The following is a 21,331-nucleotide window of genomic DNA, read 5'->3' on the forward strand; positions in this document are numbered from 1 at the left end:
CCAAGACTGTCACTTAATAGAGATTTCCATTCTGATACACTATCTGCAGTTGTCTTAGAACTCGGTTCTATGTGAATGAGAGTCCGAATGCCACCAGTTAGAAACATACAGACATATAAATGTGATAAAAGGAAACTATTAAATTTTTGTTGATTAACTAAACTATTGATCCTTTATGCCGAAACAATATAAGGTTCTATACCTTACTAAGGGCCTTAAGAGGAAAGCTCTCACACACTTACTTCGCTTTTCTTTTAGGGCCTATATTAGCATGGAATTCATATAATTTTAAACCACGGGTTCTATACAAACATAAGGAAAGAATATATACCTTCATAAACAATTCGTTTAATTGAGGATTGCTGTCTTTATTTATAAAATTAACCACCGTATGGCAGCCTAAATTATTCATGGAAAAAGCTACTTTATCTTTAGCTTTACAGTGAATGCAAGTTTACCTGCTAATGGTTTTCCATAATATTTCATAAACCGTTACATAGCCTAGTGTGCTAATTCCAGCTCCCATGAACATAGTTGTTATTTTTGGTGATGCAATGTTTAACTCCATCCCTACATACACATTGATTGCTAGTGCAGCCGATAACATAGCGCATAAAATCCAAAAAATGTTTATACCGGCTTTTGAAATTAATAGAGAAGTCATCAAAACCATCCCTTCTGGGATATTATGAGCCAATGTTACTTTCAAAAGGGAAGTATCAGTTTCACCAATATTAATTCCAAGAGCTATACCTGTAGGGATACTGTGGATGAATAAAGCGAAGAATAATAAAAATATAACTTTCATATTTTGTATACCGTTATACTTTATGTTATGAGTATATTTTTCTACAAGCACAATAAAAAAAATACCTACAGAACTTCCTGCCATTAGACCAAGGATATCATATCTAGCTATGGCTTCAGGAATAAGTTCAAATCCCAACATTCCAGCTAAAACTCCACCGCCCAAAAGGGGCAAAAAGTAATATTTATCTCTCAAAAAAGGGAATAATATTCGAATGAGTCCTCCCCCTAGTACTATCCCCATAAAAACTAAACTCATAATGATTAAACTGACCTTAATTTCTACAGACATTCCACGCCTCCATATAGAACTAGTTTTAACAAATATATTCAGAGGTAAAATTCTATATTCCCTTAGCTTATTGTTTTAATTAATATTTTTTGAGTCCAAATTAATATTAAAGAGTTTAATCGTATAAGATAGGTTAACGAATAACTTATATAGCATTAGAAGATATACACTCTACATTATTTCATTATTTTACGAATGATTTTAAACCTTTGGTACAAAATATGTGTGTAAAATCTATTGTAGAGAAGAGGGATATTAATGGAAAATTGGTTTTCTATTGTTCCGTTTGTCATCGCCGTATTTGTGGCAATGACAACCCGACAAGTATTAGTTGGTCTAGGATTGGGACTTCTAATTGGCTCATACTCATTAAAACCCGGAATCTTTAACTCTTTGTCTAAAATGAGTGATTATGTGTTTATTGCCATTTCAGATAGAGACAACCTTAGAATCATCATTTTTCTATTTGTTTTCGGAGGGCTTGTTGGTATGATGCAAGTTGCTGGAGGCATTAAAGGATTTGCAAAAACAGTACAGAAGCGAATTAAAACCGAGCGAAGCGCCTTAATCGTTGCATGGTCTACGATTCTCGTCACCTTTATGGATTGCGAGTTTAGGATTATGACTACTGGACCAGTTATGAAGGCTGCAAAAACATCCGTTGCCATTACGAGGGCAAAGCTTGCATATGCAATCGACGTTTCCACCGTTCCAGTAATTGTCCTAATGCCTGTGGCCACAACTTACACTGGATATATGGTTTCTGTTGTAGGAGGTTCGTTAAATCAATTAAATATTAACCGATCTCCTTATCAGCTTTTTTTAGCAAGTATCCCTTTTAATTTTTGGGCTTTGTCAATAGTGACAATCGGTATATTTGCAGTACTGACAGGGCGATATATTGGAAAAGGAATTGATTCAAATAATGGTCATAACGTGTCTGAAATTGAAGAAGAGATTCACAGGGAAAGTATTGAATCCGAATTAGAAAAGGTAGAACCAAAAGCGATGAACCTTATTTTACCTTTACTTTTACTTCTATCTAGCACATTTTATCTAATATGGCAAGATGGTTTACATAAGGGAGCAAACTCGTTCTTAGATGCAATGCAACAAGCTGATGCAACGCAAGCAATGTTAATTGCCCTTTTTGCGACAGTCATTTTTTCTTTATGTTTGTTCCTTCTACGAAAGGAAAAAATCTCTGAATTAATGTTTCATTTCATTGATGGCGGAAACCAAATAATAATGGCTATCATACTATTAGTACTCGTTTGGGCACTTGCAAATATGGCGGAAGACCTTGGGTTTTCCAGCTTCATAACAGGAACAGCAGGAACCTTTTTGTCAGGGGCTTTTGTACCGGTAGCAGTTTTTTTATTTGGTTCGCTTATAGCTTATTTTATAGGTTCATCTTGGGGTACATGGGGTCTTTTAATGCCTCTAGCAATTTCATTAGCAGAAGCTACCGATGCTTCACTGCCACTGGCGGTGGCAGCAGTGTTTGCCGCAGGATCCTTTGGTGACTTCACTTCGCCCTTAGGAGAGACAACCGTCACTACTGCTTCAGTTTTTGATTTGCCCGTTGTTGATTATGCTAAGGCCAAATCCGCTTCCTCTTTCGTAGCATTGGGTGTCTCAACTATTTTGTTTGTAATTGCCGGCTTATTTTTTTAAAGTTAGGGTTCCGCCAACAACCACATATGTTAGCGGGATTCTAATTATAACTAACTAATTGGCTGAATTATTCTTTTTAACAGTCTAACTTCAAAGTAGAGCAACTTTCCTATAATATTTTAAATTAGGTCCTTTTTTGGTTTCCTTATATTTACATGAATAATCACAATAAATTTATACCTTCAATAGTTTTAGTGTCCAGAAAGGGATAGCACACCAGTATGAGTGGTAACATATCTTGTTTTGCATATATCCCAAATGAAATTACTACTACAAAAACAAGTCCAGCTATACCCTACTCTTAAGACATAACTCCCATTATATGCAATTAAAGGATAACAGAAGAACCAATAGCGCGATTACAGCTGAAGAATGCAAAAAAATAATAAAGCCTTATAGCAGCATCAATGAATGCAACAAATCAGTTACCGTTACAAACATTTCCTCTATCCATAGACCAAAAGAAACTGGTTCAGGTCATTGCTCCTAAGCAAAATCAAATAAATTTATTCCTTTTACGACTCCAAGTTTTGCAGACATAGAAAAAAATAGCCATTAAGTTTAAAAATATCACAACCAAAAAAGTAACATAGCGTATAGATATACTCTCCAATATCGTCTCTAAGTTGCCCGGACATAAATGCCCGATCGAGGAATGTCAACAACTTCTATATCCACGCGTTTTGCCACCTAAATATCATGAGCATATTTTTCTAATGTCTTCTATTTTAATGATTCTGCATCCATACTTTTCATCTTTTATCCATGGTGATATACCTAATTAAATAACTAGAAAAAAATTACTTAATTCCATTAACTCAATATTAAAGTTTTGATTATTGCAATTCCTATTAAAGAATAAAAACATAAAATTTACTAATCTAGTATAAATTTTTATTTTCCTGGCTATCCTTCATATATAGAGGGAGTTGAGAAGTATGAAAAAATTAATTCTATTATTTTGTTTTTTCTTATTAATAACTTTAACAACAAATGAAGCTAAAGCTTTTTACCAAGATAATGAATTAAGTCAAATTACACAAATTGCAAAGCAAAACAATATATTTATTAATAATTGGTCTATGTATATTAAAGAACCTATTAGGAAATATTCTGATATGAAAGATCTTGATAGGACAATAGATGATATTAAAGACACTGAAAAAGATTATAGTTGGTCAAAAAAGAAATTTGTGAAAGATTACTATAAAATTGAAGGCAAGAAAAAAACTTCTATTGCAGACCTAGAGGAGAAAGTTCTAATCATTATATACTCACAGAGCGGTAAGTATAATTTAAGTGTCACCTATGATATAAAGGGCAAATGGGATGAAACTAAATGGCCAGCAATCTTCAATATGTATAAGAATAAAATAGAGGATTATTCGGCGTTTTATACCGTCCAAGGAACAAAAAATATTAATCAATCTTTGTATACTGAAGCATCTAAACTATTAACTAATTTTTCAGGAGAAGAAATACAAAGTCTAAATGAAACAAAATTCGTTTCTCTATCCGCATATACGAAACGCTGGGAGAATAAACTCCCTCTTGGTGATAACCAATACATGAACCTCCATATTGCATACAGAGAAACTAGTGAATCTACGAATCAAGTAAAAGTAACAATTGGAACACCTATTATCACTTCCGAGTATTAAATAGCAAATACGAGATATCGCATAATCAGACACTTCTTCGTTTTATTATCTTAACTTTTCATACGTAGTTTCCATAATGCAATTAAAATAAAAATTAAAACTGTTCCTGTATTACTTAATACTACCATCCAAAGCTTTACCACCCTTGAAAAATTAATATATGGAAATATTGGAGTTCAAAATAAGTATTGGACCTAGCTCCATTCCTTGATAATCCTGTGCTTTAGCTACGTGATGATGTTTAGCGATATACATACCAATTACGATGGTTTAAGTTGTGAAATCTAAGCTAATGTATGATTTTGGTTATGATTTATGTGAAATTCTGAGTAAAATTTTTTGTCCCTTTTAGCTTGCCGGCTCAAGACACAATTATCTTAAAAAGAGGACTTGTTTTAAGATAATTTTTAACCAGGGATTATCCCTTTTAGAAATACCGCTTGAAGGTCATTTACGCTTCCTTCAGCATCATCGTTCTTTTTTATATTCATATCATTATCTTGTCTGGAAGTATTTTTACTTTAAATAATGTGTTTTAAAATTACTCTTTAGTATGACAAAACGTTCTAAATTGCTGTAGCTACTTAAATAAGAGACAGATTCTTGATAAAAGTAGATAAAAGCATAACTATAATCTCCTCTCACTGAAAGAAAGGCTCTTAATCATTCACTACTATCCTATGAAGAAAATTACGAAATGCGCTCGTCCTTGTTAAATACAGTAAGTGATACAAGATTACCTGCCAAAGGGTTTTTCTTTCTCGTTATAATTTCAAACTTAACAGTATTTAATGATTACACAGTTAGGATTCCTCTCTTTAAGGAAAACTTCAAAATAGAATAACCAAAATATAAATCAGAAAAGAAACTGAATTTTTTTCCGATCTTTATTTTGGCTTTTTTAAAGGGCAAAGGTCCTTCCCTACAACTACTTATTGATTTTTCCATTCCAGTTCAATTGTTGAATGGGTAATGTTCAGGTCAGAAGTGACGTCCCGTACAGACTTCTTAATTACCTCACAATCACTCAGGCGGTTTCCTGTGACACAAAGGTGTGCATTTAAGGCAGTTTCTTCTCCATCGATGGACCAGATATGCAATGAAGAAACCGAAACAACCCCCTGTATCCTTTCAATTTTCGATTGAATTTCTTTTATATTAACGCCATTTGGTACACCTTCTAAGAGTATCTTCATGGTTTTAATCAAATTTCGTACAACATTAATTAAAATAAACAAGGCTATCGCAAGAGACAAAATCGGATCAAGAATATGAATATCCTTAAACAACAAAACAATACTGACCATTAAAACAGCTGCCCAACCTAAAACGTCTTCTATCATATGCCAGGAAATAACACCTTCGTTGATGGAGTTCCCCTTGTGCAGCCGAAAAGCGGCAAATCCATTTAAGAGTACTCCTACAATGGCAAACCAAAACATTCCCTGCGCATTGGAATGTACCGGATTAAACAACAGAGGAACGGCTTTAGAAATAATAAAGACGGATCCCCCAATTAAAACCAAAGAATTAATTAATGCACCAAGGAGAGAGAATCGCTTATAGCCAAAAGAAAATTGTTGATCCCCTTTCTTATTAGAAAATTTTTGGAGAAACCATGAGAGCCCCAACGAAAGAGAGTCTCCTAAATCATGAACAGCATCCGACATAATAGCAACACTGTTAATCAAAAAGCCGCCAATAAATTCTAATAATGAAAAAAGAAGATTAATCCCAAAGGCCAATTTAATATTTTTTGCAGACGCATGAGATTTTTCCATTTACTTTCTCCTTTCATTTCTAATTCTTGTTTTTCAAATAACATTCTTATTAATGTCTTTTACCTTATTTTATAAGTATTAAACTAATCCACTTGTTCATATATGCAAATAGGATTAAGGTAGGTAAATTCTCCTATTGGAAACAAAATCGAAACAATATTCATTAGCTTTGGTTTTTTATATAATTGATTAACCTACAAACTTAATTTAGATATGTCAAAGACTTTTTTGGATTTATAGAGGTAACTATTAATGATTGTGAAAATACTGAATTAATCTTAATAATAGATTTTTCTATAGTCAATCGTAAAGAAGCATTAAAGTATATAGAGAAGTTAGGCAGCCTAGCAGCCTATGATAACCCATCTCTTGATCAGTTGCGTTTAAACTAACAGGTGGTACGATTGAAGAATATGACGGGCAAATTGACCTGATGCCTCCCCTTTTATATACTGGGTATTGATACTAAAAACTACATCCAATTTGGCATAAACCTTTTATCTGAAGGTCATAATGAACTTGTACCATTTAGAAATGGTGACTTTGTGAGTCCAACCATATCAGCAATTGATGAAAAATTTTACAATTCAAGGAAAGGTAATACAGGATGAGCAAACCATTGAGGCAAAAAGGCTTCTAGATAAGGTCACTACCACCCTTTCTCTTTCCGATAAAGTAGTAAATGGTGATCCTTTTAAGATTTTATACTCCTAAAAACTGTAAACCGATAAATCCTAATGATTACTTTTATACAAGAACTGATAATGATAACGAATAAATTTCATATCCAACAGAAAGAACCTATCCAGTAACTTACTGGATAGGTTCTTTCTGTTGGATGAAATTTAACTTTGGTATTTGATATTATTAATTTGCTTGTTTTAATAATTGATTTATTGTAATAATTAGTTCTTCGTCGTCATGTCTATAAAAATTCTCTGACCCTTTTCTACACTCAATATATTTTACATTTGTTAAATAGTTTACTTGATTAGATATCATAGAATTAGACATTTTCAGTCTGTCAGAAATCTGATTTATTGTTAACTCTTTTTTATATATCAAAGATAATATTTTTATTCTTGTTGGATTTGTAAGTACTTTACAAACACGTGAAAGTCCCTTTATATTTTCGTCAGATAACAAAGAGTTGATATCTCTTTTCATTTACTTATCCACCAGCTTTCTAAAAAATAAATTAGAATGCATTGCTATATTCTTAAATGCGCACTCATTCATATAAAAAGAATATCCGATAATTATCATATTTGTCAAATCACTATGCCAACCGATTTTATATAGTAGGACAACTAAAAAAATATAATTTTTCTAAAATAAATCTGTTTTTAAAGAAAAATAACATCCTATTAGTAGATATATTGAAAAAAGCGAAACGCTTTTTTCAATATTCGTTAATAAATTCTAAAGCAACAAAGTACTGACCTATTTTTAGGTCTTGTATAAATTTAATGTTGATGATCATGCATAGGTTCATTTTTCACTTGGCATAAGACCTCATTTTCATGGTTATGCTCGCTAGTTTCCAATTGAATTGTTACATGGGTAATTCCTTTATGCTCAAGTTCATGTTCAATATCACGTAGAATAATTTCGCCTTCTGCAATAGTTAATTTACTGTCTACAACAGCATGGCAAGAAAGTGCATTCAATCCACTAGTAATCGTCCATATGTGTAAATCATGGATTTTAATAATACCCTTTGTCCCCTCAATTGTTGTAATGATATCTTTAACATCTATATTTTTAGGAGTTCCCTCCATTAATACATGGATAGCATCCTTAGTAACATAATAGCCACTTCTTAGGATAAGTAGTGCCACAATTACACTAGCAAGAGGGTCAGCCCACCCCCAACCAAAAAACATTATTAATAAAGCAGCAATTATTGCTCCTAATGAACCAAGCATGTCACTAATGACATGTAAATACGCCCCTCGCATATTTAAGTTATGTTCCGTATCACCGCTACGCAACATTATCCAAGCAACCAGTATATTGACCAATAACCCGATAAAACTGATTAACAGCATTCCTGTTGTAGCAACTTCAGGTGGGTTAGCAAACCGATCAATTGCTTCATAAAATATAAAAAGAGAGATCAGTAATAATGTTACTCCATTTATTACTGCAGCAATAATTTCAAAGCGTTTATAACCGAATGTCTTACTATGACTTGCCGTTCTTTCAGCTAATTTAAATGCGATAAGAGCAATCATTAAAGAGATAGAATCACTTAACATATGGCCTGCATCTGATATTAACGCTAAGCTGTTTGTTAAAAATCCTCCAAATGCCTCAATAACCATATAAATAGTAATAATACTAAAAGAAATCAATAAAACTTTTTTATTTGTCCCACTTGCATGATTATGGGAATGGTCATGTCCGTGTCCCATTGTTCTTCCTCCTTATGAATTTCATTTAATCCTGTATCTTGCACCATCTTCTTTTCTTAATATCACATTCTTTAAAGTGTATCGTAATAAAGAAAAAAATACACTGTAATTATATGAACATATATTCATATTAATAATATGCTTATTTCCTAAATAAGTCAAAATTTTCGAGTAGATGAAAATTCACATTATCACATTACTTGCCTAATTATCATTAATAACTTATGCTTTACTCATAATATGTTTTACAATGTATTTTGCATCGTATCCAACTCCTTGAAGTAAGGATGACCCCCTTCTATATTGCCACGGTAAGCCAATAAAATATAATCCCATTACGTTTGTGACACCCCGTTGATGAATTATTTCACCTTGTTTATTATATATTTCATTAACCTTCAGCCAAGGTAATGGATTTTTAAAACCTGTAGCCCATATAATATTGTTTACTCTTAATGATGATTGATCTTTAAAAATAATTTCGTCCTCTTTTATATCGATTACCCTTCCTTTGATAACTATTTTCTTTTTTCTAATAGTATGTTTTAAATCGTATCCGAATATTGGATCTCCCTTACTCTGAATGAATTTCCCTAACCTAGTGTTATAATTTTGTTTTAATAAACCTATTTTATCAAACCACCAAAAAATACTTTTTTTTAGTAATATTAAAGGTAAATACAGTAACTTTTCACCATGTGATAAATAAGTATCTTTTTCTTTAGACAATTCAACAGCAATCTGAGCACCGCTATTTCCCCCACCAACAACTAAAACATTACCATCTGCAAGTTGCTGAGGGTTTTTATATTGCGATGAATGTATTTGAAATATCCCTTCTGGTAATTTTCTTGAGAAAGACGGAATTTTAGGTGTTTGAAAAGCTCCAGAAGCAACTATAAGGTTTTTCGCCATATATTCTTTATAATTTGTTTTCACTAAATAATAGCCGTCTTGTTTATAGGCACTTTTTACTTCAACACCTAATTTAATTGGTATGTTAAACTTCTTGACGTAATTCATTAAATAGTTCGCGACTTCATCTTTTGTTGGGAAACCATGTTTATCTCCTTCCATTTTCATTCCCGGAAGAGAATTATACATACGTGGAGTGAATAAAATTAAAGAATCGTATCTATCCCTCCAACTTGACCCTATTTCTGACCTCCTTTCAAGAATAACGACATTTCGATTTAATTTGTTCAAATGATATCCAATAGAAATACCAGCTTGACCAGCCCCTATAATTAAAGTATCATACATATTTAACTCTCCTCTCTTTATATGATTATACATTCATATAATCATATTATTTGAATTACTTTAGAAAATCAACTAAATATACCATATTTTTCAAACACAAACACATCTATTTATTTTTAAAAAATTTAATAACAAATAAGTTGACTCTGCTTTATTGCATATTTTAAACTTCCGGAAATACATGAATCAAAACAAAAAAAGTTAAATCACATAAAATACTTTCTTAATAGACATAATTATAAAAGGAAGAAAAGCCTACTAATAATTTTGCCATAGAGAAGAGAAAGTAAATAAAATAAAAACGAATCCCACTAAGCAAAGAAGTATTTAAAAAAGAAGTTAATGTTATTTTAATTAAAATTAATAACATAACAATCTTCCAAAAATTATTATAATTAAATACATGGATTGTATAAATGTTTTATATTTAGAAAAACTAAAATTTCAAAGCACTGGAGAAAGAAATGAAAAACTTTACAAAGGACTTATCACTACAAATTCTAAAAAATGAGATTAGTGTAGAAAAACTTTTGACTCAATATCCGGAATATAAAGGAGATGTTTTAAAGGAGATAAATGCCATAATAAATTCAAAAGATTCTAATTTAATTAACACAATAATTGAAAAATACACTTTAAATGCAAAAATAGCTAGTAAAAAAATTGCAAAGAGTGGGTATAACGAAAAAACATTAAATGCCTTTATGCCAAATATAATCAAAGCCCGATTTGCCATATTTTTGTTACAAAGGCTTATCTTCGCTTCTTCTACAAATAAAATAAAAAACAAAACACGGTTAAATATATGGGACGGATTTATTTTACAGAAGCTCCTATTTGAAAAAGATTTAATAAGGAAACCAGTCTCATTAGGTTTATTTACGTTCTTTTGGAAATTCATTGTAAATAAAAAAGTTTTACTACCTCTTGTGAATGAGAGAGGAATTTATTGTTTTTATACAAAACAATTAATTAATAATCTCTCAACTATATTAGACGGTAAATATTGTGTAGAGATTGCAGCAGGGGATGGTACATTAACTAAGTTTTTGAAAGACAAAAATATTAACTGCATAGCCACAGATGACTTTAGTTGGGATTATTTTATAAACTATCCCGATTTTGTTGAAAAAGCAAATGCAAAAGCTGCTCTTAATAAATACAATCCAGAAGTTGTCCTATGTTCGTGGCCCGTTCCTAATAATTCATATGAGAAACACGTTTTTAAAACTAAATCAGTTGAATTATATATTGTAATTGGTACAAAAAAACCTAAAATTACTGGCGATTATGATGCCTATTATAACGCTGCGTCTGAAAACTTCACTATGGAACTAGATGAACGATTGTCTTCTCTCATTTTACCACCATCGGAAGATAATGCTGTTTATCTCTTTCGCCGAAAGAACAACTTTAGCTAATTCTGCTATACTATAAATTGCTAACAATAGGTAGCAGAATTATAATTAAAATTATAGATAACAATACACCCATCATAATTACAATGTATTCGCTGTTTTAACCATTGAAGATACTGTCAGGACAAACTCTAGCTTAAATAACATTTTTCGCTGTATGGCTTAAGCATTTAATTTACGACCGCCAAACAGTATAGGCCAATTTTGCTGGTACCCTTCTGATGAATGTCTAATGTATATATGCTGAGTATACAAATTTATTATGTTTCCAGCTTCCTTCAATAAATTCGTTTATAATTAAATTGTTTGTTAAATTTACGGTTTAAATTTAAATTCATTCGACGATAGCCAAATATTGCTTCAATCTTATGATGAATTACTTTTATTTCCTTCAAAAGTTCTTCATTTTTCGTATCCTTTAGTAGTCGGGGTGCGGTTTTGACATTTATAGTAGGAGGGTAATCAGGCGATCCCTGCCATTTTACATAGTTGAATAATAGAGTACTTTTCCTTTTCATGTAATTCTTGAATAGCTATTTATTTATCCATGTAACGAACTTGGTTTAATGTCGCCTCCTTTTTAAATCCTCTAACTTTTATAAGAATGCATTTTCAGCAAGTATCCGTTCGTTTCCTCTTTCAAGTCGTTTCATTTCAAGTTTAAAATTTTCTTCTGCGGTTAACTCCTGTTCCTCTTTGTTTCTTCCTCATTTATCTTGAAGACCATCTGAGCCACTAACTTCATATTTCAAAAATGAATAATCCCCAGTTAAATAATCTCTAACTGGCAGTCTCCATCGTTTTAAAGCGGGATAAGTAATGTTTATTTATTACAAAGTTCGTAAGAATCATCCCCCACCTTTAAGCAACGAACTTTTTGTTTTTTGTCTGCCAATTTTAAGGAGAGCATATCACTGGATTAATGCCCTCTTTCTTCATATATTTAGAGTCATACACTTATTTATTAAATTCTTTCATCATAAAATATCTTTTTTCATAGAAGAGTATTATATTTCCTTCGCAATATAAAATGGTTACATGAAAGTTCTTTTAACACTGTTGAAACCAATTTAATTCCTAAACCTTCCTTCCGATATAAACTATGAATAACTATATCTTCTATATAGGCTCTAGAGTTCCCATCTGACACTGCTCTTACTAAGCCAATCAAAGATTCGTCCTTCCAAGCACCAAGGGTCAGTACTTTATTTAATTTATCCTCTTTATCTTGAAATACTCTCTCCTCTAACAACTCCGAATTCCTATAAAGTTTGATAACTTCTTCGTAATCAATTGGTCTTTCATTACATGCCATTATTTTCACTATTACATTACTCCTACAACTATTTATTGAATGAAACACATTAATTAGTACTTTATCAATAACTCCCTCAATAAACAAACATTTATCTCTAAAAAACGCAGTTTCACGTAGTGAATGAGCGTAATCTTTCTTAACATGGTATTAAATATTAAAAGTCGTAGGATATTTTAACGTTGCAGGCAGCCTGGATAGTAGGATGGTACGTCATTGTCCCACTGGCTTTCGCTTCGTTGCTTACTGGTATAATTATAATATATCACTTGGCACACCATAGGGTTTATTCAAGCACTATTGAGTTCTCTTCAAACTTATTCCATTATCGTTTTCTATTGCATATGCCATTAGTGAGCGCTTTAGCTGCTAAAACAAAAAGAAGGGATACTGCCAATTTTGTTCTACCAAGTGAACTTTTCCATCCAGGGGTTGGTTTACTTGTGTTAATCCTGATTGTAATCTTGTCTGTATATAAGCCAATGGGATTGACTCCCTATGGTTGGCGTAAACACCAAGAGTTGCGTAAGATGTGATAGAACTTATATTCATATTTATCTACTCTAATAAAGTTATAAAAAAAGTCGTAATCAAATTCGTTCAAGTTCCTAAATTTAATAAAAACACAAAGGGGTCCCCTTTGTGTTTCATGTTTGTTTACTTTGCAAAAGAATGATTTCCAATTCTCACCGTTACTTCTTTAATTAGAATCCACTCACTTTTTGCTGTTTTGGGATTGTAAAAATACAGGGATCTACTCCCTTTCCCTCTATATGCTACTGCCTCATCTACTACTCTATATTCTACCGTAGTTGGGTTATTCTTTATTTTCCCATTTTGAACTGGCGAAAAAGCATAATATCCATTAGAACGTTCATATATTACTTCTCTTATTGTATTAGGAAAAAAGATTACTATCTACACGGTTTAGAACTACAGTCGCGCTACTGCAACCTTTCCAGAATAAAGTTCTCCCTGTGCTTCGGCATAAATCAATTGTGCTAATAAAGTTCTTTCGCTTTCAGTAATTGGTTCTGGTAATGTCAATCGTTGTCCTACATTTAATTTATTAACTTTTAGATTATTTGCTATTTGTATAGATCCTATAGGAAATCCATTTTGCTGACTTATTTTTCACAGTGTATCTCCAGATTTCACTGTGTATAATGAAGATGCTTCTGAATTTATTCCAAAAAATAACGATAATAGTATTACTAGTAACGTTGAAGATAAAAATTTATTGTTAAAGTCCATATACCCCCCTAGTACTAAAGTCTACGAGAACAATATTATCAACGAAACTATTTATACACTACCTCCAAAATTTTCCTATGCACTTTAAAGCCTGTGATTTAAAGGTTACTAAAATGTGTTACTTATTTCCACTTGAACTGTAATTCTGTTAATAAGTTATTCTTAGTTTAACTTTAATGAAAGGGCTTGGCTCCCCATTTGTTTCCAAGCATCTATAAATGGTCCTAATTGTACTTTTTTGTTCTTTTCACCACTAATGGGATCATTAAAGAATACGAAAGAATTATCATACCCTGTAATTAGCACAGAATGTTCTTTATACGTTATTTCAACTTTTCCATTTGGTGTCTCCCATTCCTCAAAAGAGGTATTAGGCAATTTTTTATAACTTGTGTTAGTAATTATCCAAACAGGTCTGTCATTTGAAAGATATAATTTTAATTCCTCAAACTGTTTTCCTGTTAAATTTTCTATTTTGTTTGGTAGATACTCTTCTGCCAACTCCATTATAGGTCTATGATAAACCCCATATCCTGGATTGTTATACGAATACATGTCTCCAATATATCCTTGATTTGGATCTCCCCAATGTATCTTTCCATTTTGAGTTGTTAAAGGAGTTGAATCCCTTTTTATGTTTTTAGCAAGTTCCATTTTATCTGTTTCAACTTGATAATATTGTAAAAACATTGCTAAACTAGTTACTTCACAGCCCCTAGGCAACTCTGGAAATTGCTTTATTATAGGTGCATCTATTAAAATGTCATCCTTAATTAGTTCTAAATTAGATATTGTATCTACTTCATTATCTTTGTTATTTAGTTCTTTAGGGTTTTCCCTTGTCTGTTTCAACAAAGACTTCGGTATAGAAATATCTATCGCTATTTCTTTGCGTAAAATTTCATTGACTTTCTTATTATCAATACTAAATAAAGACAATATTATGATTAAATACAAAGAAATAAGTGAAATTATAACTAATTTGGTTCTTTTCACAAGCAATATTATTAAAATACTTATACACAACAAACTTATCATAATCAAGACAATAAACTGAAATTGCATTATTATTCTCCCTAACTACTTAATAACATGAGTTTATAATCAATTCATCAAAAAAGTATGGAGAAAAGAAGGTAATTTGATTTCTGCACAATTTCTTCAATAATAATTTCTATAATAGAAAAAGTTATTATTAAAGCAAAATTAAAAAGGTGTGGAAAAATGACTGTGTATAGAAGGAGAATTTATAACAATGGACAAATCTCTGTTCCAAAAAAAGTACAGAATCTGTTGAACTTAAAAGATGGAGACCTTTTATTTATTGATATATTAGACAAATCTATTATAATAATAGCAAACCATGATAATAAAAATTTAAATCAATGTTATTTAAGCAGGAATCGTATTTCTATACCAAAGGAAATACGAAATATACTTGGAATAACAAGTGATACACCACTTATTATGGGCATCACAGATGATGAAAAGGGAATTTTTATACACATAGAGACTGGTAAGTAATTCCACTGATTTAACATTTCAAAATAAACTAAACTAGTTTATTAAAAACTTTAGAAAGAAATAGAAAAAGAACACCTTAAAGTGGAATTAAAACACAATAAGGTGTTCTTTTATAATCTTAAGAAACATCAAATCATTTAGTAGAAATTTCATTTAGTTTCCTATGCAATTCTTTATTTTCGATTTCCAAATTAATAATTCTTGCATCTAGTTATTTATTGTTCACCTTATCTTTATGTCCTCCATGACTTTTCATCATAAATAACATCATAATTGGACATATAAGTACTAGTAAAATAGATAACCATTCCATTTTTTATCACTCCTTTACTTTTTATTAGGATAATATTCAAACAAGGATTTTTTACGAGAAATTACGAAAATATTTTCAAATTTTTAAATCAAAATGAATAATATACATAGATGAATAAATTTCAATAAAAGTAGTGCAAATAGATAAATTAATAACTTGAATAATGAACTGTTTTTTATAAAGATTTTTATTCATTTTAATTTTAAGGTCGCTAAATTTTTCTCGCATAACAGAAAAACAATACTCTCCTTTTTTTCTTCTTTTTTTAGAGGTACGAAAACGAATCGCATCGAGGGGACACATATATAAATGTCCAATCCGCTATAGCATATTAATTTCTCTTTCCTTTAACTTTCGATAAAATGAAGCCTGACTAACCTTTGTAAAGGCACATATCTCATTTACCGTTTTATCTGTCAATTTCCCCCTTTTGGGTTCCATATTTATATTAAATAATTCAAAAAAAAACATTAACTTAATTAAACTTTTTTTAATCAAGTTAATGATAAAATAATTATTGTGATTAATTGGAATTTTTACAATGGAATATAGTCGAGTGGGTTGACAGCATTCGATTTAGACGCATTCCACTGACCTTTATGGAGTTCAAAATGCAAATGCTGACCAAATGATTGTCCAGTGTTACCTATAATTCCTACCTGTTGCCCCTTAGAAATAGTTTCTCCTGCCTCAACGACTCTACTATCCATGTGCGCATAAACAGTTGTATAGACCTGTCCATTAATAGAATGAGAGATAAAGACTACATTGCCATAACTTGTGGAATAATAAGATCTACTAACAACTCCATCAGCAGCAGCAACTATTGGAACATCGGCACTATTAGCAATATCTATACCAGCATGAAACTTGTTCCATCTTTCACCAAGAGTAGAAGTTAAACGCCCCTGAACTGGAGCTGTCCACGCTCCTTTTGCCTGTTTAGAAATAGTTGTATTCGAATCATTATTTATTGAAGAATTACTTGATCCAGTTTTATTTTTAACTACAGTTTCCTTCTCAGATTCTAATTTTATTGCTTTTCCAATAGCTTCATCTTGAGAATTAAGCAATGAGTTTTGTTCTTCCAAACTTAGTTTTTCATTTTCTAAATCTTTTTCTTTAGACTTTAAGGATTTCATAATATTATCCTTTTCCTTCTTTTGTATGTCTAAATCGCTTTTTAGCTTCTTTTGAGATTCACCAAAATTTTCAAGTTTTTCTAACAGGTCTTTTGCTTGATTTTGCTTATCTTCTAACAATTTTTTTTCATCCAAATGTTTTTGTATTAACTCTTGATCTGCAGTGATTATGGTTGTTACCGCTCCCGCTCTGTCTAGAAAGTCACTAAAACTTTGTGATCCTATTAAAACATCTAAATAGTTAATAGTTCCAGTCTCTTGATAGGAACGAGCTCTTTCCTTTAGCAACTCCTCACGTTGCTGTATGCGCTCTTTAAGAGTTTTTATCTCCGTATTTAACTTTTTAACCTTAGTGTTTGCTTCTTTAATATTTTCATCGTTTTCACGTATTTCGCTATTGGTTTTGGAAATCAATGTATCCAGACGTTTAATTTCTGCATTAATATCATCTTGTTCCTTTTTTATGTTTTCAAGTTCTTCTTCTGCTTTGTCTAAACCACTTTGGACTTTACTACGATTTTCTTGTATATTAATTTTTACATTTTGCAAATCCTTCTCAGAAGATGCTAATGCTAAAGATGTATTATTAAATAAAGTTAATGAAGCAGCAATCCCAATCGTTATGGTAGATTTCTTAATCAATAATTTACTCATTAGTATTTCCTTTCTTTTTAATTCTCTAGTAACAAGCAAAATTATAACATCACATTTTGTCGAATTTGGAGATGAAAATTATTACAATTACATTTCATTGTAATATCCTGATAAAATTTAAGGAGTAATTTACCACAAAATGTATGATAAAGGAGTACTTTATTCATAATAAAAATCCTATAGTGAATTATACTACCTACCTCCCTGCATAATTTCTTCATACAAATGTAGTATTATAAAAATACAATAAAAATTCAGGTGAGCTAATGAGAAAACTTTCAATAAAATTAGGAATTCTATTTTGCATAATTATTTTCGGACTAGAAGCATTTATGTTTTCTTATCTTCATAATTCTATAGTTAATGCCAGAATTGATGATGAGCTATCATCCTTACAAGCAAGAGGTAACTCTCATAGAGATATTCTAGAGAAACATTTTGTAGAAGATTCCATTAGTCACGTAATTTTAATGGAGTCAGAGGCTTTAACAGATGTAGTAATTGTTAATCAAAAAGGAGAAGTTCTAGGTTCCTCATTTGATAATGAAAATTTCAAGAAATACTTAATTTACCCCCAAAAAACAGAAATAAAGAAAAAGGGGGAAATTGTAGAGGATGACTGGAAAAATAAACCTTACATTATTACTATAAGTCCGATATTGCAAAAAAAGGAAATTATCGGTTATGTTTACATGTACCAAGAAACAGACTCCATTCACACTTTAATTGGAAGGTTAAATGAGCATTTTGTTCTTGCTGGTATAATTGCACTTCTTTTAACCTTTATTGTGATTATACTCCTTACTAAAGCTTTAACTAAACCACTCGTAAAGATGAAGGAAGCTACTTATCAAATAAGTAAAGGGAATTTCTTAGTCGATCTCCCAAAAACAAGTAATGATGAATTAGGAGAATTAGCAGTATCCTTAAAAGAATTAGCAAGAGACTTAAATTTCTTAAAAAAAGAGAGAAATGATTTTTTGGCTAGTATTTCTCATGAACTTAGAACGCCGTTAACTTATATAAAGGGTTATGCTGATATTTCTCTTAGAAAAAATATTGAAGAGGAAGAAAAAGAAAAGTACCTTCGAATTATTGTAGAAGAAGCAAATAGACTTTCTACTTTAATAGAGGACTTATTTGAGTTAGCAAAGATTGATAAAAACACATTTCTCATCCAGAAACAACAAATAAATCTATATGAGCTATTAGTGAAATTACAAATAAAAATGTCACCGGCCTTTAAAGAAAAAGAAATCGATTTAACAATTAATTGTCCTAGAACTTCTTCTTTACATGGAGACCCAGCGAGAATGGAACAAATAATATTCAACTTATTGGATAATGCTATGAAGTACTCTCCAAAAAACAGTAAAGTAGAAGTTATAGTAACAGCTAGAAAAAAAGAAACGGAAATAATTATCCATGATAATGGAAACGGAATACCCGAAGAGGATCTTCCTTATATTTTCAATCGATTTTACCGTGTTGACAAGTCAAGAACAAGATCTTTAGGGGGTACTGGACTAGGTTTATCCATTGTACAAGAATTGGTTCAAGCACATGAAGGAACAATAAGAGTAGAAAGTAAGCTTAATATCGGAACAACATTTATACTATCTTTTAAAACGTATGGAGGGGAAGTCAATTGAAACAAATCTTAATTGTAGATGATGAACAGCAAATGCTTGATCTAATTGCTCTGTATTTGTCACCATTAGGCTATCACTGCAAAAAAATAAATTCAGCAATTGATGCTTTACTTTATTTAGAATCAAACCCCGTTGATCTTATTTTATTAGATTTAATGATGCCTGATATGAATGGCTGGGAAGCATGTATAGAAATTAAAAAATACTGGGAAACTCCAATAATAATGCTTACTGCAAGAACAGATAAAAAAGATGTTGTTAAAGGGTTAAATACAGGGGCAGATGACTATATATCCAAACCTTTTGATGGTGAGGAACTTGTTGCTAGAATTGAAGCAGTATTAAGAAGAAAAGGTAATAGGTCCGAATTGATAGAGTTTGATGGCTTAGTCTTAGATCAAGAGTCCTTTGATTTACAATACCAGACGAAGAATATTCCTCTAACTCCAAAGGAATTTGCTCTTATGAAACTTTTTCTCCAAAACCTAAATAAAGTATTCACTAGAGACCATCTGATACACTCCATATGGGGACATGGAGTAGAAACTGAAGATAGAACAATAGATTCACACATAAGAAATTTGCGTGACAAACTTAGAAAGGCTGGTTTTCCTTCAGAGGAATACTTATTAACAGTATGGGGTGTTGGATACAAGTGGATTGGAAAAGAATCTGATTGAAGAACATCTTTATAGAGTATTTACCAGGGAACCCCATCGTCATAGCTGCTGTTACTATAATTGCAAATATTATAATAGCAATTTTTGGAGTTATTCCTAGTGCCTTTCTTACTACTATAAATATTATTTATTTTGATTTAAAATTAGCAATTATTATTTCAATAATTGGTGAATCATTAGGTGCTATAGTAAGTTTTATCTTATACCGTAAAGGGTTAAAACGCTTTACCACTAAGTATAAGATAAAAAGTCACTTCTTAAAAAAGTTACAAAACACAACTGAATTTAATGCCGTAATACTTATAATCCTGTTAAGAATTCTTCCTTTTATTCCTTCATGTGCCGTGACATTAACAGCAGCATTAGGTAGCATTAGAATTATCCCGTTTACTATAGCTAGTACAATAGGAAAAATTCCATCGCTTCTAATTGAAGTTTATTCCATTAATAAGGTATTCAATATCAATTTATCTGGATGGAAAGAGACAATAATATATTGCTCAATAATCCTGTTATTAATATATATTTTAAAAGAGTTAAAAAAAATAAAGCAACAAGATAAAAAATGGAGATAAAGTCACCTATCATAGAAAAAACAACAAAAAATAGGCTTCTGAAAAACTGGTGCCTATTTTTTGTAGATGTTAAATTATCTAAGTTTTTCACATTCCTGCCTTCTTCTATACCAGATTAATAGTACAGCGGCAATAAAGAATATCAAAGAAATTACTTGTGCAACCCGTAAGTTATCTGTAAGCATTAAGCTATCCGTTCTTAACCCCTCAATAAAAAACCTCCCAAAAGAATACCACATTATATAACCTAAAAATAGTTCTCCCTTTTTAAGGGTAATAATTCTTCTAACAACAATTAATAAAGTAAAGCCAAGAATATTCCATAAGGATTCATACAAAAAAGTGGGATGATAATACGCGCCCTCAATATACATTTGATTAATAATAATATCTGGCAAATTTAAATTCTCCAGAAAATCTCTAGTAACCTTGCCACCGTGAGCTTCCTGGTTCATAAAGTTCCCCCAACGTCCTATTGCCTGACCTAGTATAAGACTAGGTGCTGCTATGTCAGCCAATTGCCAAAAGGATAAACCTTTCTTTTTAGCAAAAACCCAAGCAGTCAGGACCCCTCCTATAATAGCTCCATGTATCGCAATACCCCCTTCCCATATTGCCACGATTTCTCCTATATTCTCTTTGTAATAGTCCCACTGAAATAAAATATAATAAATCCTGGCACTAATAATTGAAATAGGTATAGCCCATAATAAGAGATCGGAAAAAATGTCTTTAGGAAGTCCTTGTTTTTTAGATTCATTAGTAGCAAGAATCCACCCAAGAAGTAAACCAGCTCCAATAATTATTCCATACCAATAAACAGTGAAATTTCCAAACTCAAAAGCGATTCTATTTAACTGTTGTATGTTCTCCACAAAGATTCACCTCGTTTTAAATTTTCAAGAC

18 protein-coding genes and 1 pseudogene are annotated in these 21,331 nt (G+C 31.3%); 7 read left to right on the top strand and 12 right to left on the bottom strand.

Features of this window, described 5'->3' with window-relative positions:
* Positions 1–454 precede the first annotated feature (454 nt).
* A complete protein-coding gene (locus NCCP28_RS17760; protein WP_127739825.1) occupies positions 455–1,099 on the bottom strand; it encodes a ZIP family metal transporter in 645 nt (214 codons plus the stop codon).
* Between the two features lie 258 nt (positions 1,100–1,357).
* On the opposite strand from NCCP28_RS17760, the gene NCCP28_RS17765 reads away from it, so the two are divergent.
* Both NCCP28_RS17765 and NCCP28_RS17770 read left to right on the top strand, forming a co-directional pair.
* Entirely contained in the window at positions 1,358–2,776 is a 1,419-nt protein-coding gene (locus NCCP28_RS17765; RefSeq protein WP_127739826.1) for a Na+/H+ antiporter NhaC family protein, read from the top strand.
* A 938-nt stretch (positions 2,777–3,714) separates the two neighbouring features.
* Positions 3,715–4,437 carry a YwmB family TATA-box binding protein gene (locus NCCP28_RS17770; protein ID WP_127739827.1) on the top strand — a complete coding sequence of 241 codons (723 nt, stop codon included), beginning with the start codon at positions 3,715–3,717 and terminating at the stop codon, positions 4,435–4,437.
* Positions 4,438–5,369: 932 nt separating this feature from the next.
* On the opposite strand, the gene NCCP28_RS17775 is transcribed toward NCCP28_RS17770, so the two are convergent.
* The 4 genes from NCCP28_RS17775 to NCCP28_RS17790 form a co-directional block, all read right to left on the bottom strand.
* On the bottom strand, positions 5,370–6,218 hold the full coding sequence (locus NCCP28_RS17775) for a cation diffusion facilitator family transporter (RefSeq protein WP_127739828.1): 849 nt from the start codon (positions 6,216–6,218) through the stop codon (positions 5,370–5,372).
* Between the two features lie 867 nt (positions 6,219–7,085).
* Positions 7,086–7,385: an ArsR family transcriptional regulator gene (locus NCCP28_RS17780; RefSeq protein ID WP_127739829.1), complete on the bottom strand. Its 300-nt coding sequence runs from the start codon at positions 7,383–7,385 to the stop codon at positions 7,086–7,088.
* A gap of 299 nt (positions 7,386–7,684) precedes the next feature.
* Positions 7,685–8,635, bottom strand: coding sequence for a cation diffusion facilitator family transporter (locus tag NCCP28_RS17785; RefSeq protein WP_127739830.1), 951 nt, complete (start codon positions 8,633–8,635; stop codon positions 7,685–7,687).
* Between the two features lie 222 nt (positions 8,636–8,857).
* Positions 8,858–9,898: a flavin-containing monooxygenase gene (locus NCCP28_RS17790; protein WP_127739831.1), complete on the bottom strand. Its 1,041-nt coding sequence runs from the start codon at positions 9,896–9,898 to the stop codon at positions 8,858–8,860.
* Between the two features lie 464 nt (positions 9,899–10,362).
* On the opposite strand from NCCP28_RS17790, the gene NCCP28_RS17795 reads away from it, so the two are divergent.
* On the top strand, positions 10,363–11,319 hold the full coding sequence (locus NCCP28_RS17795) for a class I SAM-dependent methyltransferase (protein WP_127739832.1): 957 nt from the start codon (positions 10,363–10,365) through the stop codon (positions 11,317–11,319).
* Positions 11,320–11,594: 275 nt separating this feature from the next.
* On the opposite strand, the gene NCCP28_RS23900 is transcribed toward NCCP28_RS17795, so the two are convergent.
* From NCCP28_RS23900 to NCCP28_RS17810, 4 genes and pseudogenes are all read right to left on the bottom strand, one after another.
* Entirely contained in the window at positions 11,595–11,834 is a 240-nt protein-coding gene (locus tag NCCP28_RS23900; RefSeq protein WP_366881137.1) for a helix-turn-helix domain-containing protein, read from the bottom strand.
* 476 nt (positions 11,835–12,310) lie between these two features.
* Entirely contained in the window at positions 12,311–12,631 is a 321-nt protein-coding gene (locus NCCP28_RS17800; RefSeq protein WP_235856665.1) for a GNAT family N-acetyltransferase, read from the bottom strand.
* Positions 12,632–13,288: 657 nt separating this feature from the next.
* Positions 13,289–13,885: pseudogene (locus tag NCCP28_RS23905) on the bottom strand (cell wall hydrolase).
* A gap of 162 nt (positions 13,886–14,047) precedes the next feature.
* Positions 14,048–14,950 (bottom strand): C39 family peptidase, encoded by a 903-nt coding sequence (locus NCCP28_RS17810; protein WP_127739834.1) that lies wholly within the window; start codon positions 14,948–14,950, stop codon positions 14,048–14,050.
* Between the two features lie 159 nt (positions 14,951–15,109).
* Between NCCP28_RS17810 and NCCP28_RS17815 the strand changes: the two genes are divergently transcribed.
* Positions 15,110–15,409, top strand: coding sequence for an AbrB/MazE/SpoVT family DNA-binding domain-containing protein (locus NCCP28_RS17815; protein WP_127739835.1), 300 nt, complete (start codon positions 15,110–15,112; stop codon positions 15,407–15,409).
* Positions 15,410–15,620: 211 nt separating this feature from the next.
* On the opposite strand, the gene NCCP28_RS23670 is transcribed toward NCCP28_RS17815, so the two are convergent.
* Positions 15,621–15,722 carry a DUF2933 domain-containing protein gene (locus NCCP28_RS23670; protein ID WP_259347179.1) on the bottom strand — a complete coding sequence of 34 codons (102 nt, stop codon included), beginning with the start codon at positions 15,720–15,722 and terminating at the stop codon, positions 15,621–15,623.
* A gap of 536 nt (positions 15,723–16,258) precedes the next feature.
* On the bottom strand, positions 16,259–17,518 hold the full coding sequence (locus NCCP28_RS17820; RefSeq protein ID WP_127739836.1) for a murein hydrolase activator EnvC family protein: 1,260 nt from the start codon (positions 17,516–17,518) through the stop codon (positions 16,259–16,261).
* 266 nt (positions 17,519–17,784) lie between these two features.
* Between NCCP28_RS17820 and NCCP28_RS17825 the strand changes: the two genes are divergently transcribed.
* Genes NCCP28_RS17825 through NCCP28_RS17835 form a run of 3 tightly spaced genes read left to right on the top strand, consistent with a single transcriptional unit; the run spans position 17,785 to position 20,425 of the window.
* Positions 17,785–19,170 (top strand): sensor histidine kinase, encoded by a 1,386-nt coding sequence (locus tag NCCP28_RS17825; protein WP_127739837.1) that lies wholly within the window; start codon positions 17,785–17,787, stop codon positions 19,168–19,170.
* The gene (locus tag NCCP28_RS17830; protein WP_127739838.1) at positions 19,167–19,850 is read left to right on the top strand and encodes a response regulator transcription factor; all 684 of its coding nucleotides are present in this window, start codon (positions 19,167–19,169) and stop codon (positions 19,848–19,850) included. Before NCCP28_RS17825 ends, NCCP28_RS17830 begins: the two co-directional genes overlap by 4 nt.
* Positions 19,847–20,425, top strand: coding sequence for a TVP38/TMEM64 family protein (locus NCCP28_RS17835; RefSeq protein ID WP_127739839.1), 579 nt, complete (start codon positions 19,847–19,849; stop codon positions 20,423–20,425). Before NCCP28_RS17830 ends, NCCP28_RS17835 begins: the two co-directional genes overlap by 4 nt.
* A gap of 74 nt (positions 20,426–20,499) precedes the next feature.
* Here NCCP28_RS17835 and lgt read toward each other — a convergent pair whose 3' ends face one another.
* Positions 20,500–21,300 carry a prolipoprotein diacylglyceryl transferase gene (gene lgt / locus NCCP28_RS17840; protein ID WP_213084036.1) on the bottom strand — a complete coding sequence of 267 codons (801 nt, stop codon included), beginning with the start codon at positions 21,298–21,300 and terminating at the stop codon, positions 20,500–20,502.
* Positions 21,301–21,331: the final 31 nt, after the last annotated feature.

Origin of the sequence: Niallia sp. NCCP-28 (assembly GCF_023168165.1) — a bacterium.
Classification (GTDB): Bacteria; Bacillota; Bacilli; order Bacillales; family Cytobacillaceae; genus Niallia.